Below are 14,447 nucleotides of genomic sequence, written 5' to 3'. Positions count from 1 at the left end.
GCACGCCCGCGAGATTGGTCAGCGAGTCGAGCGCCTGCCACGCGGCCTTGTAGCTCACGCCCACGGTGCGCGCGGCTTCGGAAATGGAGCCGCCGGCGCCGATCTGGCGCAGGATGGAAATGCGCTTGTCAGCCGGGCCATGGTCCAGCGCGGCCGCGAGCGACAAGGAAGAAGTCGGATCTTGCATGCCGCCATCATGCCCCGGCTCGGGCGCCCCGGCCGATAATGCGCCATGTCTTCCGCTGCCTCCCCCCTGCCTTTCGTCGCACCGCTGAGCGAGCACGCGGTCGCGCTGCACCGCCTGCCCGATGCCGACACCGGCAGCGCGGTGCAAGTCCTCGCCCAGCAGCGCACGCTGGCCAGCGAAGTGCCGATCGCGCTGGTCTTCAACGGCATTTCGCATGCGGTGATGCTGGCCACGCCCATGAACCTCGAAGACTTCGCGCTGGGCTTTGCGCTCAGCGAAGGCCTGATCGACAGCGCGGCCGACTGCTTCGGCGTCGAAGTCACCCCGGTCGCGGCCAGCGCCGCGGGCCTGCCCCAAGGCATGGACGGCATGGAAGTGCAGATCGAGATTTCCTCGCGCTGCTTTGCGCGCCTCAAGGACCACCGGCGCAGCATGAGCGGGCGCACGGGCTGCGGCGTCTGCGGCGTTGAAAGCTTCGCGGCGCTCGACCTGTCGTTCGCGCCCCTGCCCGCGCGCGACTGGGTCGCCGGCATCGATCTGCCGGTGGTGCTGCGCGCCATGGAGTCGCTGCGCGACAAGCAGCTGCTCAACGCCCATGCGGGCGCCATCCACGCGGCGGGCTGGGCGCTGGCCGACGGCCAGCTGTGCGATGTGGTCGAAGACGTGGGCAGGCACAACGCGCTCGACAAGCTGCTGGGCCGGCTGGCGCGCACCGGCCGGCTGGGCGAGCCGGGCTTTGTCGTGCTGTCGAGCCGCGGCAGCCATGAACTGGTGCGCAAATGCGCCAAGCTGGGCATAGGCGCGCTGGCGACGATTTCCGCGCCCACGGCCATGGGCGTGCGCATGGCCGAGCTCACGGGACTGCGTTTCTGGGGCCTGTGCCGCGCGCCCAGCGCCGTTCTCTATGCGCCCGGCGCGGGCCAGTTGCCGATCGCGAAATAGTCCGGCATTGCCCCAGCGCGCCACTGCGCCGTGGCCAACTCCGTAGAATCGCGGCCTCAGCCACTGGATATACACCATGCACCGCTGCCTCCGTTTCCCTTTCCTGCGCGCGCGCGCCGCCAGCTTCGCGCTGCTGGCCTGCGCCGCCGTGCTGCCGGCCCAGGCCCAGAACGCGCCCGCCGTCACGGCCACCACCGCCGGCACGCGCAATTTCCCGCCCGCGGCCCTGCGCGGCAAGCTGGTCATCGGCACCATGCCCGAAGTCACGCTCAACGGCAAAGCCATGCGCACCACGCCGGGCTTTCGGCTGTTCAGCACCGAAGGCCGGCTGGTCATGGCGCATACCGTGGCCGGCCAGAACCTGCTGGTCAACTACGTGATCGAACCCAGCACCCAGTGGTTGCATACCGCCTGGGTGCTTACGCCTGAAGAAGCCGCGCTCAAGCGCCCCTGAATCCCCGGGCCGCGCCTGCGCGCTGCCTTGTTGCTGTCTGCCCGCGCAGAGGCACACCGCTTTCCGAGAGTCCCACGATGTCCAAAAAAGTATTTATCAAAACCTTCGGCTGCCAGATGAACGAGTACGACTCGGACAAGATGGCCGATGTGCTCAACGCCGCGCAAGGCTATGAGCCCACGCAGAACGTCGATGAAGCCGACCTGATCCTGTTCAACACCTGCTCGGTGCGCGAAAAGGCGCAGGAGAAAGTGTTCAGCGACCTGGGCCGCATCAAGCACCTGAAGGAAAAAGGCGTGCTGATCGGCGTGGGCGGCTGCGTCGCGAGCCAGGAAGGCGCGGAAATCATCAAGCGCGCGCCCTATGTCGACGTGGTCTTCGGCCCGCAGACGCTGCACCGCCTGCCCGATCTGCTCAATGCGCGCGCCGCCAAGGCCAAGCCCCAGGTCGACATCAGCTTTCCCGAAATCGAGAAGTTCGACCACCTGCCGCCGGCGCGCGTCGAAGGCGCTTCGGCCTTCGTGTCGATCATGGAAGGCTGCTCCAAGTACTGCAGCTACTGCGTCGTGCCCTATACGCGCGGCGAGGAAGTCAGCCGCCCATTTGACGACGTGCTGGTCGAAGTCGCGGGCCTGGCCGACCAGGGCGTGAAGGAAGTCACGCTGCTGGGCCAGAACGTCAACGCGTATCTGGGCAAGATGGGCGACACCCAGGAAATCGCCGATTTCGCGCTGCTGCTCGAATACGTGAGCGAAATTCCCGGCATCGAACGCATCCGCTACACCACCAGCCACCCCAACGAGTTTACGCCGCGGTTGATCGAAGCCTATGCCAAGCTGCCCAAGCTGGTGAGCCACCTGCACCTGCCGGTGCAGCATGGTTCGGACCGCATCCTGATGGCGATGAAGCGCGGCTACACGGCCATGGAATACAAGAGCACGGTGCGCAAACTGCGCGCCATCCGCCCCGAGATGGCGATGAGCAGCGACTTCATCGTCGGCTTTCCCGGCGAGACCGAGGAAGACTTCCAGAAGATGATGAAGCTGATCGCCGACGTGCGCTTCGACAACTCGTTCAGCTTCATCTTCAGCCCGCGCCCCGGCACGCCCGCCGCCAACCTGCACGACGACACGCCGCACGAAGTCAAGCTGCGCCGCCTGCAGGAACTGCAGGCCGTGATCAACCGCAACATCAAGGACATCAGCGAAGAGCGCGTGGGCACCGTGCAGCGCCTGCTGGTCGAAGGCATCAGCAAGCGCGACGGCAGCGAACTCATGGGCCGCACCGAATGCAACCGCGTGGTCAACTTCGCGGGCCAGGAGCGGCTGATCGGCCAGATGATCGATGTGACGATCACCGAAGCCAAGGCCTATACGCTGCGCGGCGAAGTGCTGGTACGGCACTGAACACGCGCCAAAGACAGCGCTAGCTAGCGCCGGGCCTAGCCCGCAAAGACGGTGCGCGCCTCGGTGAACCGCTTGCGGAAATAGACGTTGTCCATGCCCACCACGCGCACGATGCCGCCGCTCGACGGCGCGTGCACGAAGCGCTCGCCGCCCACATAGATGCCCATGTGCGAGTAGCGTCCGCCCGACGTGTTGAAGAACACGAAATCACCGCGGCGCAGATCGCTGCGGTCAATGGCGCTGCTCACCGTGGCCCATTGGCTGGTGCTGCGCGGCAGGCGCTGCTCGGTGATGCCCTGCAGCGCGTACTGCACCAGGCCGCTGCAGTCGAAGCCGCCTTCGGGCGTATTGCCGCCATAGGTATAGGGTGTGTTGACCACGAGCATGGTGCGCGCGTAGAGCGCGTCGCGCAGCCCGCCATCGATCGCCAGCGACGGCGTGCCGCGCGGGCCGCTGCCGGCGCTGCGCCTGGCAGGCGCGGAGCTGCAGCCCGCAAGCGCGGCCGCGGCGGCCAGCGCCGCGCACAGAATGAGTCGGCGCTGCTGCGCGGCGGAGGGCTCAGGCATCGTTTGCATGCGGCCATTATCGGCAAGGGGCGGGATTGAACCAAATCGCGCAGTTTGAATTCCCGCGCAAAGAGACTGCCCCTTTCGTGGCGAGCCTGCCTGGCCGGCCGCGTCGAAGGATGAACCGCCTGTCCTCAAAAAAGAAAAACCGGCCCGCGATAAAGCCAGGCCGGTTTTCTTGGTGAGTCGGGGAAAACTCAGAACGGCAGCTTGGGCATGCCGCCACCACCGCCGCCGCCGCCCATCATCCCCTTCATGGCCTTCATGCCGCCCATGCGCTTCATCATCTTCATCAGGCCGCCGCCCTTCATCTTCTTCATCATGTCCTGCATCTGCTCGAATTCCTTGAGCAGACGGTTGACTTCCTGCACCTGCACGCCCGCGCCCATGGCGATGCGCTTCTTGCGCGTGGCCTTGATCAGTTCGGGCTTGCTGCGCTCCTTGGCGGTCATCGAGCAGATGATGCCTTCCTTGCGGCGCATTTCGCGCTCGGCCTTGTCCATATCGACCTGACCGGCCTTGGCCGACATCTGGCTGGGCAGCTTGTCCATCAGGCTGGACAGCCCGCCCATCTGCTTCATCTGCTGGATCTGGCCCAGGAAGTCGTTGAGATCGAAGCCGTCGCCACTCTTGACCTTGGCGGCCAGGCGCTGCGCGGCCTCCATGTCGACACCGGCCGTGACCTGCTCGACCAGCGCGACGATGTCGCCCATGCCCAGCACGCGGCCCGCATGGCGCTGCGCGTCGAACACTTCGAGGCCGTCGAGCTTTTCAGAGACACCCGCGAACTTGATGGGCGCGCCCGTGATCTGGCGCACCGACAGCGCCGCACCGCCGCGCGAGTCGCCGTCGAGCTTGGTCAGCACGATGCCGGTGAGCGGCAGCGCTTCCTTGAAGGCCTTGGCTGTGTTGATCGCATCCTGGCCCTGCATCGCATCGACGACGAACAGCGTCTCGACGGGCTTGAGCGCGGCGTGCAACTCCTGGATTTCGCGCATCAGCACTTCGTCGATCGCCAGGCGGCCGGCGGTATCGACCAGCAGCACGTCGAAGAAGTGGCGCTTGGCGTAGTCGAGCGCGGCGCGCGCGATATCCAGCGGCTTCTGGTCGGGCGTGCTCGGGAACCATTCGGCGCCCGCCTGGGCGGTCACGGTCTTGAGCTGTTCGATGGCCGCGGGGCGGTAGACGTCACCCGAGACCGTGAGCACCTTCTTCTTGCGCTTTTCGATCAGATGCTTGGCCAGCTTGGCCGTGGTCGTGGTCTTGCCCGCGCCCTGCAGGCCGGCCATCAGGATCACGGCCGGCGGCTGGGCGTTGAGATTGATGTCGCTGACGCCCTCGCCCATGGTCGCGGAGAGTTCGGCGTTGACGATGGACACCAGCACCTGGCCGGGCTGCAGCGAAGACAGCACTTCCTGGCCCAGCGCCTTTTCCTTGACGCGCGCAATGAAGTCGCGCACCACGGGCAGGGCCACGTCGGCTTCGAGCAAGGCCATGCGCACTTCGCGCAGCATGTCCTGCACGTTGGATTCGGTGATGCGGGCCTGGCCACGCATCTCCTTGACGAGGCGCGAGAGTTTTTCGGTAAGAGCGGAGGCCATAAGCAGGAAGTTCCGGTAGGTTGCTGCGGCCGGCCAGGAACGGCCGGTCGTGGGCAGGACCGCGCCGCGTGACGCGCGAAGGCGGCAGCATGCAAGAGTGAAGCGCTGAATTTTACCCGCTGCACCGCTTCGCCGGCGCGGGCCATGCCCCTGCCGGCACGCGCCGCGCGGACATTGCCGCCGCGAACGAAGCGTGTACGATTTGATACAGGCGGGATGCCGAGCTTTGTAACAGCAAGCCCGTGCTTTGCCGTGCGTCCCTGCCTTCGCCGCCCCACGCTTTCTGGAGCTGTCATGTCCGACATTCCTTACCGCCAGTATCTGGACCAGATTGCCGACGACTTCATCCTGCATGACGCCCGGGGCCGTATCCTGGATGTCGGCGCCCAGGCCTGCCTGAGCCTGGGCTACAGCTACGCCGAGCTGCTGCGGATGAACGTCAGCGAGCTGTCGGCATCGCATGCGCCCCAGGCCCTCGAACAGCTCTGGGAGCGCATGGAACCGGGCCGGGCCACGCGCTGGCTCGACAAGCTGCGCCGACGTGACGGCACGCTGATGCCGGTCGAAGTGCAGATATCCTGCCAGCACGTGGACGGGGAGAAGCGGTTTTTCACGCTGTCGCGCGACACCAGCGAGCGCATCGGGCGCGAAGCCGAAATCCGCGCGCTCAACACCAAGCTCGAACGCCAGGTGCAGGAAAGCACGCGCCAATGGAAAGACACGGCGCGCCTGCTCGATGCGGTGCTGCGCGACACGCCGGACATCATCTACCTCAAGGACCTCGAAGGCCGCTACCTGTTCTGCAACGATGCCGCGATGCGCTTCTTCGCGCGCCCCAAGCACCAGATCCTGGGCTGCACCGATGCCGAATTCTTTCCCGAAGGCGTGGCCGAATGCGAAGCCAGCGACCAGCAGGTGCTCACGACCAACATCGCCCACATGGCCGACCAGCCCATCATGCACCTGGGCCAGATGCGCATTTTCCAGACCATCAAAAGCCCGTTTCGCGACGAAAACGGCGCGTTGATCGGTCTGCTGGGCATCTCCCGGGACATGACCGACGTTCGGCACGCCAGGGAGGAACTGCAGCACAGCTACGACTCGCTGCAGCTGGCCAAGGCCGCGGCCGAGACGGCCGAGCGCGTCAAATCGGACTTTCTGGCGACCATGAGCCATGAAATCCGCACGCCCATGAACACCGTCATAGGCATGACCCGTCTGCTGCTGCAGACACCGCTGCTGCCCCGGCAGCGCAGCTACCTCGACAAGGTCGAGCTGTCGGCCAAGGCCTTGCTGGCGATCATCAACGACATCCTCGACTTCTCGAAGATCGAGGCCGGCATGCTGCGCCTGGAGGAAGTCGATTTCGATCTCGACACCATCCTGGAAACGGTCTCGGCGATCAGCACGCTGCGGGCCGAGGAAAAAGGCGTGGAAATCATCTACCGCATCGCCCCCGACGTGCCGCGGCGGCTGCGCGGCGACCCGCTGCGCCTGGGCCAGATCCTCACCAACCTGATAGGCAACGCCGTCAAATTCACCGAAGAAGGCGAAATCTCCGTCTCGGTGCGGCTGGCGCCCGACACCGAGCCATCGATGCTAGAAGTGCAGGTCAGCGATACCGGCATAGGCATGACAGCCGCGCAGATGCAGCAGCTGTTTCGTCCGTTTTCCCAGGCCGATGCGCAGACCACGCGCCGCTATGGCGGCACGGGCCTGGGGCTGGCCATCTGCCGGCAACTGGTCGCCCTCATGGGCGGCAGCATCAGCGTGCAGAGCACGCTGGGCGAAGGCAGCAGCTTTCGCTTCACGGTCGGCCTGTCGGCCGCGCAGACTGCCACGTCCGCGCACCGCCCGGCCCATGGCCTGCCCCTGTGCGAGCGCACGCTGGTCGTCGACGACAACGCCAGCGCGCGCCATATCCTGACCGAAATGCTCACCGGCTTCGGCATCACTGCGGATGCCGTGGCCTCGGGCGAAGCCGCCTTGCAGCAGCTGCGACAGGCATCCGCCGAAGGCCGGCCCTACCAATTGGTGCTGCTCGACTGGCGCATGCCCGGCATGGACGGCCTCGAAGTCACGCGCCACATCCGTGAACACGCCTCCCTGAGCACCACGCCCGCGGTGCTCATGGTCACCGCCTATGCGCGCGAGGAAGTGCTGCAGCGCGCCGAGGCCCTGGGCGTGCAGGGCCTGCTGATCAAGCCCGTGACCGAATCGGTGCTGTTCAACACCATCCAGCACATCTTCCAGCCGCTGCCCGCCAACACGCACGACACAACAGCCCCCGCGCGCACCTGCGCAGCGCCCGCGCTGCGGGTCTCGGACCTCGCGCGCCGGCTGGGCGGCAAGCGCGTGCTGGTGGTCGATGACAACGCGCTCAACCGTGAGGTGGCCGCCGACTTTCTGCAGCTGGTCAACATGCAGGTGACCTGCGCCCACAATGGCCGACACGCGCTCGAGCTGCTGCACAGCGAGACTTTCGACGCCGTGCTGATGGATGTGCACATGCCCGACATGGACGGCTTCGCGGCCACGCGCGCGATCCGCGCCCAGCCTGGCTGGCGGCACCTTCCGGTCATCGCCCTGACAGCGCAGGCGCGTGAGGAAGACCGGCGCGAAATCGCCGCCGCCGGCATGAATGCGCACCTGACCAAGCCCATCGACGAGCACCTGCTGTATGCGACGCTCGATCAGTTGCTGCAGCCGGGCACGCGCGCCGCGCCGCCACAGGACGACACCGCGCTGCTCGACTGGCAGGCCGTGCACACCCGCTTCGCGGGCAGCGCCGAGCGCATACAGCGCCTGCTGCTGGGCTTCGTGCGCGACTTCGGCAGCGCGCCCGATGCGCTCGCGCAGGCGGCGCAATCGGCTGACTGGGCCGCGCTCGGCGCGCTGGCCCACCAGCTCAAGGGCGCGGTGGGCTATCTGGGCGCCCAGGCGATGCTCGCCCAGGCCGGCGAGCTCGAAGACCTGGTCAACGATCGCCAGCACGAGACGCTGCTGCGCGCGCTGCCCGCGTTCAACAGCGCGCTGCGGCAGCTGCTTGCGGAAGTCGCGCAGACCGCGGCCCGCGGCGCGCCGCCGCCCGACAACGCCTGCGCCGGCAGCAGCGACGCCGACATTGCCGCGCTTTGCACGGCGCTGCGCAGCTTGATCGCCCATGGCGACTATGCGGCCGTGGGCCAGCTCGAGCAGCTTTCGCAGCTGCTGCAGCCCCGCCACCGTGCGCTGCTCGCGTCCATTCAGGATCATGTGGACGACCTCGAAACCGACCCCGCCCTGGCCGCGCTCGATGCGCTCACCCAACGGCTGGCTTCTCCCGATCAGGATTGCGCGCCATGAATTTGCCCCACGATGACCGTCCGACCATTCTGGTGGTCGACGATGAACGCCTCAACCGCAACGCGCTGGCCGCGATGCTGGGCCTCGAATACCGCGTGCTGCTGGCCAAGGACGGACCGGGCGCGCTGGTCCATGCGCAGCGCGAAGCCGCGCAGCTGCAGCTCATCCTGCTCGATGTCAGCATGCCCGGCATGAGCGGCTATGAGGTGCTGGGCGCGCTGCGCGCCGATGAACGCACCGCGGGCATTGCGGTGATCTTCATCACCGGCCAGAGCGACGATGCGGCCGAAGAGTACGGGCTGAACCTGGGCGCGGCCGACTATGTTTCCAAGCCCATACGCCCGGCCATCGTGCGGGTGCGCGTGCGCAACCAGATCCATCTCGCGCTGCAAAGGCGCGCGCTCGAACGGCTCGCACAGATCGACGGGCTCACGGGGCTGGCCAATCGCCGCCATTTCGACGCCCAGTTCGAGCGCGCCTGGCGCCGCTGCGAGCGCACGGGCTGCCCGCTGGGCCTGGCGCTGGTGGACATAGACCACTTCAAGCAATACAACGACCGCTACGGCCATGTGCAGGGCGATGAAGCCCTGCGCGCCGTGGCGCAGACGCTGCAGGCCCACGCGCGCCGCCCCGACGACCTCGCGGCGCGCATCGGCGGCGAAGAGTTCACGTTGCTGATGCCCGGCGATGAATCGCTGGTGCAGCGCATCGAGGATTTCCGCCAGGCGGTCGTCGCCCAGGCGATTGCCCACGCCGACTCATCGGTCGGGCCCACGCTCACCGTGAGCTGCGGCCTGGTCGTGGCGCGCCAGCTCGAGCACATCACGCCCACCGGCCTGCTGCAAAAAGCCGACGCCCTGCTCTACACCGCCAAATCCCAGGGCCGCAACCGCACGGTCGCCTGGACGCAATCCTGAGATGCGCATGCCGCCAGCGCGCGATTTCACCGTGCGCGCACAAGTGCAATGCGTGGCGGCGCGGATTCGGCCTGCGCCGGTCTATCATTGAACGATGGTTTCCTTTGCCTCCATGCATACTCCTTCCCCGGTCCTGACCTGGTTCCTGGCGCTGGCCGCGGCCTGCGCCTATGCGATTCCCGCCTTGCGCATCGGGGAAGCCGCCGCGCGCACGGCGCTGGGCATTGCCTGGGCGCTGCACGCGGCGTTTCTCGCCTGGGGACAATTGGGCGCGACGCCGCATTTCGGCTTTGCCACGGCGCTGTCGATCACCGCCTGGCTGATGCTCACTGTCTACGGCGTCGAACAGCAGATGTATCCACAGCTGCGCACGCGCGCGCTGCTCGGGCTGCTGGGTGCGGCCTCGGTGGTGCTCGCCGCACTGTTTCCCGGCAAGCCGCTGCAGGTCAACGCCTCGGCCTGGCTGCCGCTGCACCTGGCGCTGGGCATTGCCTCCTACGGCCTGTTCACCGCCGCCGTCGTGCACGCCACGCTGATGAACCATGCGGAAAAGCGCATACGTCTCGCGGCCGACCAGGACAGCGGCATTCCGCTGCTGACGCTCGAACGCCTCACATTCCGCTTCGTCGCCGCGGGCTTCTGGCTGCTCACCGCGACGCTGCTCGCGGGCTGGCTGTTCGGCGAGACGCTGTACGGCCGCGACTGGCGCTGGGACCACAAGACCATTTTCTCGCTGCTGGCCTGGCTCACCTTTGCCACGCTGCTGATAGGCCGCGCGCGCTTTGGCTGGCGCGGCCGCCATGCGGTGCATGTGCTGTACGCCGGCGCGCTGCTGCTGCTGTTGTCATATGCAGGCTCACGTTTTGTAATGGAAGTTCTGCTGGAACGTTTCGCATGAAGTATCTATTGGTCCTGCTGGTGATCGTGATCGCCGTGGGCGTCTGGCGCAGCCGTCGCCGCGCCGAAAACCTCGAAGCACGGCGCCCCGCCGCGCGCGCTGACAACCGCCTGCAACCGCCCCAGGACATGGTCGCCTGCGCGCATTGCGGGCTGCACCTGCCGCGCAGCGATGCGCTGGTGCTGGGCTCGGCGCCCCACCCCGTCTACTACTGCAGCGCCGAACACCGCGCGCAAGGCCCGGCCTGAGCCGGCGCTGCGCCCTGGCCATGGTTTCGACCCACCCGATCGCCCCACCCCCTCCCTTCCTGGCCGAGCCACAGGTCGTGCGCCTGTGGAACGGTTTTCTCAACGGCCGCGTGGTGGTGGCCGTGGTGCTGCTCGCGCTGCAGGGGCTGAGCCTCACGGTCCAGAGCCAGATATCGCCGCTGCTGTGGTCGGTATGCGCGATTTATCTGGCGCTGACCGTGTTCACGCGCATCGCCGGGCGGCGCGCGCCGCCGCCGCCCCAGATCGGCTGGCACTGGCTGCCGCTGATCGGCGTCGACATCGCCGTGGTCTGCCTGCTGCAGCTGCAGCAGACCAGCCCGATGAACTACGCGCCGCTGCTCGCGCTGCCGATTCTGATGGCTTCCGCGCTGGGCACGCTGCTGCTGGCCTTCGCCACCACCGCCGGCGTCACCTTGCTGCTGCTGGGCTGGACCGGCTGGACAGGCTGGACCGGCCGCCAAGGCATGGCCGACCTCACGCAGCAGTACTTCCAGACGGCGCTGACCTGTGCGGGCTACTTTCTGATGGCCTACCTCACGCACCAGCTGGCGCAGCGCCTGCAGCGTGAACAACAGCTTTCATTGCAAAGCCGCCAGGCGGCCCATCTGCAGGAGCAGGTCAATCACCTCATCATCCACCACCTCGACGACGGCGTGCTGGCCATCGATCGCCAGGGCCAGGTGCATACCGCCAACCCCGCGGCCCGGCTGCTGCTCGACTGCGCCGCGGGCCTGCAGCCGCCGTTCGCGCTCACGGCCAGCGCCGGCAACGCCCCGCTGGCCACGCTGGTGGAACAGACTTTCGCCAGCGGCTCGGCGCTGAGCGCCGACATGGACCTGGTGCATGCCGACCACAATCCCCTGGGCCTGCATGTGCGCACCTGGCTCACCAGCCCGCTGGACGCGGCGGCGCTGCTCGACGACGACGACCTGTCGGCACAGTGGTGCGTGGTGTTCCTGCACGACCTGCGCGAGATGCAGGCGCGGCTGCGCACCGAGAAACTCGCGGCCATGGGCCGCATGTCGGCCGCCGTGGCGCATGAGATCCGCAATCCGCTGGCCGCCATCAGCCAGGCGAACGCCCTGCTCGCCGAAGACCTGACCGACCCGGGCCAGCAGCGCCTGAGCCAGATGGTCGCGCACAACGCCCAGCGCCTGGCGCGCATCGCCGAGGAAGTGCTCGACATCGCGCGCGTGCAGCAGCAGATCCATGCAGCCGAGGCCAGCGCGCTGCCGCTCGACGAACAGGTCGAGTCGATCTGGCAGGAGTGGAGTGCCCAGGGCCCGGCCGTCGCCGCGCCAGGCGCCGAGGCCAGCCTGCGCCAGGCCGTGGTGACGCTGCAGGCCGACCAGGCGCTGGTCGCCTTCGATGCCGAACATCTGCGGCGCGTGCTCGTCAACCTGCTGGACAACGCCCAGCGTTTTCGCAGCGGCGCCGCCGACGGCCTGCAGTTGCACACCGGCCATGCGGGCACGGCCCCCCTGCCCGGCATCGCACCGCCTGTCGGCACCCAGGTCTGGCTGCAGGTCTGGAGCGACGGCGCACCGCTCGATGCGTCGGTGCAGCGCCACCTGTTCGAGCCGTTCTTCTCTTCCCAGAGCCGGTCCTCCGGCCTGGGCCTCTATATATGCAGGGAACTGTGCGAACGCTATGGCGCGCGCCTGGGCTACCAGCGGCTGGCGCGGCACACCGCGCGCGGCCGCATCGAAGGCAATGCCTTCACTCTGGTGTTCTATCCCACCGCCGTGCTGGGCACGCCTTCGTCCCGCCTTGACACCATCGTTGTATGACCGCCCCATGCCTGACATAGCCGCCTCCATCCTGGTCATCGATGACGAGCCCGACCTGCGCACGCTCTACGAGCTGACGCTGCTGCGCGAAGGCTACCGCGTCGAAACCGCCGAAAGCGTGCAGGAAGCGCGCGCGGCGCTGCAGGCCCAGCGCTTCGACGCCGTGCTCACCGACATGCGCCTGCCCGACGGCCTGGGCCTGGACCTGCTGCACGAGCTGCGCGCCCAGCAGCGCCCCGAGCGCTGCGTGGTCATCACCGCCCACAGCTCGGCCGAGAACGCGGTCGAAGCGCTGCGCGCCGGTGCTTTCGACTATCTGAGCAAGCCCGTGGACCTCAAGCAGTTCCGCGCCGTCGTGGCCTCGGCCGTGCACCGGCCCGCGCCGTCCGCCAGCGGCTCGCCCGGGCGCAGCGCGCGCGGCAGCGGCGGGCGCGAAGCCGAGACACGCCTGGCCGACCCGGCGAGCACGCTCGCCCAGCTGGTCGGTGAATCGCCCGCGATGCGCGCGGTCAAGCAGAACATTCTCAAGGTCGCCAAAGGCATGGCGCCAGTGTTGGTCCAGGGCGAATCGGGCACGGGCAAGGAGCTGGTCGCGCGCGCGCTGCACGCCTGCAGCCACCGCGCCGACGGCCCGCTGATCGCGGTCAACTGCGGCGCGATTCCCGACAACCTGCTCGAAGCCGAGTTCTTCGGCGCGCGCAAGGGCTCGTACACCGGCGCCACGCACGACCGCAACGGCTACTTCCAGGCCGCGCGCGGCGGCACGCTGTTCCTCGACGAAATCGGCGATCTGCCGCTGGCCATGCAGGCCAAGCTGCTGCGCGCCATCCAGGAGCGGCGCGTGCGCCCGCTGGGCTCGACCCAGGAAGAGAGCGTCGATGTGCGGATCGTCAGCGCCACGCATCGCGACCTGGCGCTGGAAGTGCCCGAAGGGCGCTTTCGCCAGGACCTGTACTACCGGCTCAACGTCATCGAAATGCGCCTGCCGCCGCTGCGCGAACGCCGCGAAGACCTGCCGGCGCTGTGCGAGGTGTTGCTCGGACGCATTGCCGCCGAGACCGGCTGTGCCGTGCCGCAGCTGTCGCCGCAATTCTTCGAGCAGCTCGCGCGCCTGCCGCTCACGGGCAATGTGCGCGAACTCGAAAACCAGCTGCACCGCGCGCTCACGCTCAGCGAAGGCCAGCAGCTGTCGCTCGACACGCCCGAGCCGCAGGCCCCCGCGCCCGTGGCTGCGGCCAGCGTCGACGCCGGCGCGGCGCCCGGCGCCACGCCTTTGCCGCAAGACCTGCAGGCCTGGCTGGACCAGCAGGAGCGCGACATCCTGGTGCGCGCCCTGCATGAAATGGGCTTCAACCGCACCGCGACCGCGGCCCGGCTGGGCATCAGCCTGCGCCAGATCCGCTACCGCATCGCACGCCTGAACATTACCGCTCCCCATGACAGTGACGCCTCCGACAGCCCCGACACCCTCCCCCCGGCCGACTGAGTCCGGCGATCGCCGGACCGCCAGCCGCTGGCAAGGCGGCTGGTACCAGCCAGCGCAGCGCCTGCCCTCGCCCAACTTCGGCCCACGGCCTGAAGGTGCGTGCATCGATCTGCTGGTGCTGCATTCGATCAGCCTGCCGCCCGGCGAATACGGCACGGGCGCGGTGCAGCAGCTGTTCACCAACCAGCTCGACTGGGACGCCCATCCCTATTACCAGGGCATACGCGGCATCGAAGTCTCGGCGCATTTCTTCATCACGCGCGCGGGCGTCATCTGGCAATTCGTCGACTGCGATCAACGCGCCTGGCACGCGGGCGCGTCGCGCTGGCGCGGGCGCGACAACTGCAACGACGACTCGATAGGCATAGAACTCGAAGGCCTCGAAGGCCTGACGTTCGAAGCCGCGCAATACGCGGCGCTGGCCCGGCTGTGCGCCGACCTCGTGGCCCATTACCCTATACGCCATGTCGCCGGCCACGAACATATCGCGCCGGGCCGCAAGCTCGATCCCGGGCCGGGCTTCGAGTGGGCGCGGCTGCGCGGCGCGCTCGCGGCCGGCGCGCTGGACTGGCCGCCAGCGCAGTAG

Annotated in this window: 13 protein-coding genes; 10 read left to right on the top strand and 3 right to left on the bottom strand. The window is 67.9% G+C overall.

Annotated elements, in window-relative coordinates; genetic code table 11:
* A partial coding sequence (locus KHY18_RS13035) for a winged helix-turn-helix domain-containing protein (protein WP_213300359.1) occupies positions 1–187 on the bottom strand: 187 nt, incomplete at its 3' end.
* 45 nt (positions 188–232) lie between these two features.
* On the opposite strand from KHY18_RS13035, the gene fdhD reads away from it, so the two are divergent.
* The 3 genes from fdhD to miaB all read left to right on the top strand — a co-directional run bounded on the left by fdhD (position 233) and on the right by miaB (position 2,989).
* Positions 233–1,129, top strand: coding sequence for a formate dehydrogenase accessory sulfurtransferase FdhD (gene fdhD / locus KHY18_RS13030; protein WP_213300357.1), 897 nt, complete (start codon positions 233–235; stop codon positions 1,127–1,129).
* A 76-nt stretch (positions 1,130–1,205) separates the two neighbouring features.
* Positions 1,206–1,583, top strand: coding sequence for a hypothetical protein (locus tag KHY18_RS13025; protein ID WP_213300355.1), 378 nt, complete (start codon positions 1,206–1,208; stop codon positions 1,581–1,583).
* Positions 1,584–1,660: 77 nt separating this feature from the next.
* Positions 1,661–2,989 (top strand): tRNA (N6-isopentenyl adenosine(37)-C2)-methylthiotransferase MiaB, encoded by a 1,329-nt coding sequence (gene miaB / locus KHY18_RS13020; protein WP_213300353.1) that lies wholly within the window; start codon positions 1,661–1,663, stop codon positions 2,987–2,989.
* Positions 2,990–3,024: 35 nt separating this feature from the next.
* Here miaB and KHY18_RS13015 read toward each other — a convergent pair whose 3' ends face one another.
* Positions 3,025–3,555: a C40 family peptidase gene (locus KHY18_RS13015; RefSeq protein WP_249729104.1), complete on the bottom strand. Its 531-nt coding sequence runs from the start codon at positions 3,553–3,555 to the stop codon at positions 3,025–3,027.
* Positions 3,556–3,752: 197 nt separating this feature from the next.
* On the bottom strand, positions 3,753–5,156 hold the full coding sequence (gene ffh / locus KHY18_RS13010; protein ID WP_213300347.1) for a signal recognition particle protein: 1,404 nt from the start codon (positions 5,154–5,156) through the stop codon (positions 3,753–3,755).
* A 294-nt stretch (positions 5,157–5,450) separates the two neighbouring features.
* On the opposite strand from ffh, the gene KHY18_RS13005 reads away from it, so the two are divergent.
* The 7 genes from KHY18_RS13005 to ampD all read left to right on the top strand — a co-directional run bounded on the left by KHY18_RS13005 (position 5,451) and on the right by ampD (position 14,447).
* The gene (locus KHY18_RS13005; protein WP_213300344.1) at positions 5,451–8,501 is read left to right on the top strand and encodes a hybrid sensor histidine kinase/response regulator; all 3,051 of its coding nucleotides are present in this window, start codon (positions 5,451–5,453) and stop codon (positions 8,499–8,501) included.
* Positions 8,498–9,418 (top strand): GGDEF domain-containing response regulator, encoded by a 921-nt coding sequence (locus tag KHY18_RS13000; protein ID WP_213300342.1) that lies wholly within the window; start codon positions 8,498–8,500, stop codon positions 9,416–9,418. Before KHY18_RS13005 ends, KHY18_RS13000 begins: the two co-directional genes overlap by 4 nt.
* A 112-nt stretch (positions 9,419–9,530) precedes the next feature.
* Positions 9,531–10,316: a cytochrome C assembly family protein gene (locus KHY18_RS12995; protein ID WP_213300340.1), complete on the top strand. Its 786-nt coding sequence runs from the start codon at positions 9,531–9,533 to the stop codon at positions 10,314–10,316.
* The gene (locus KHY18_RS12990) at positions 10,313–10,564 is read left to right on the top strand and encodes a PP0621 family protein (RefSeq protein ID WP_213300338.1); all 252 of its coding nucleotides are present in this window, start codon (positions 10,313–10,315) and stop codon (positions 10,562–10,564) included. The genes KHY18_RS12995 and KHY18_RS12990 overlap by 4 nt, the downstream gene beginning before the upstream one ends.
* Before the next feature lie 20 nt (positions 10,565–10,584).
* Positions 10,585–12,375, top strand: a complete 1,791-nt coding sequence (locus KHY18_RS12985; protein WP_213300336.1) for an ATP-binding protein — start codon at positions 10,585–10,587, stop codon at positions 12,373–12,375.
* A 7-nt stretch (positions 12,376–12,382) separates the two neighbouring features.
* Positions 12,383–13,861: a sigma-54-dependent transcriptional regulator gene (locus KHY18_RS12980; RefSeq protein WP_213300334.1), complete on the top strand. Its 1,479-nt coding sequence runs from the start codon at positions 12,383–12,385 to the stop codon at positions 13,859–13,861.
* On the top strand, positions 13,812–14,447 hold the full coding sequence (gene ampD / locus KHY18_RS12975; RefSeq protein ID WP_213300332.1) for a 1,6-anhydro-N-acetylmuramyl-L-alanine amidase AmpD: 636 nt from the start codon (positions 13,812–13,814) through the stop codon (positions 14,445–14,447). The genes KHY18_RS12980 and ampD overlap by 50 nt, the downstream gene beginning before the upstream one ends.

The sequence above is a fragment of the Acidovorax sp. CCYZU-2555 genome (genome assembly GCF_018413525.1).
Classification (GTDB): domain Bacteria; phylum Pseudomonadota; class Gammaproteobacteria; order Burkholderiales; family Burkholderiaceae_C; genus Comamonas.
The sequence above is the reverse complement of the archived record's forward strand: the minus strand, read 5'-3'. Positions and strand labels throughout refer to the sequence as shown.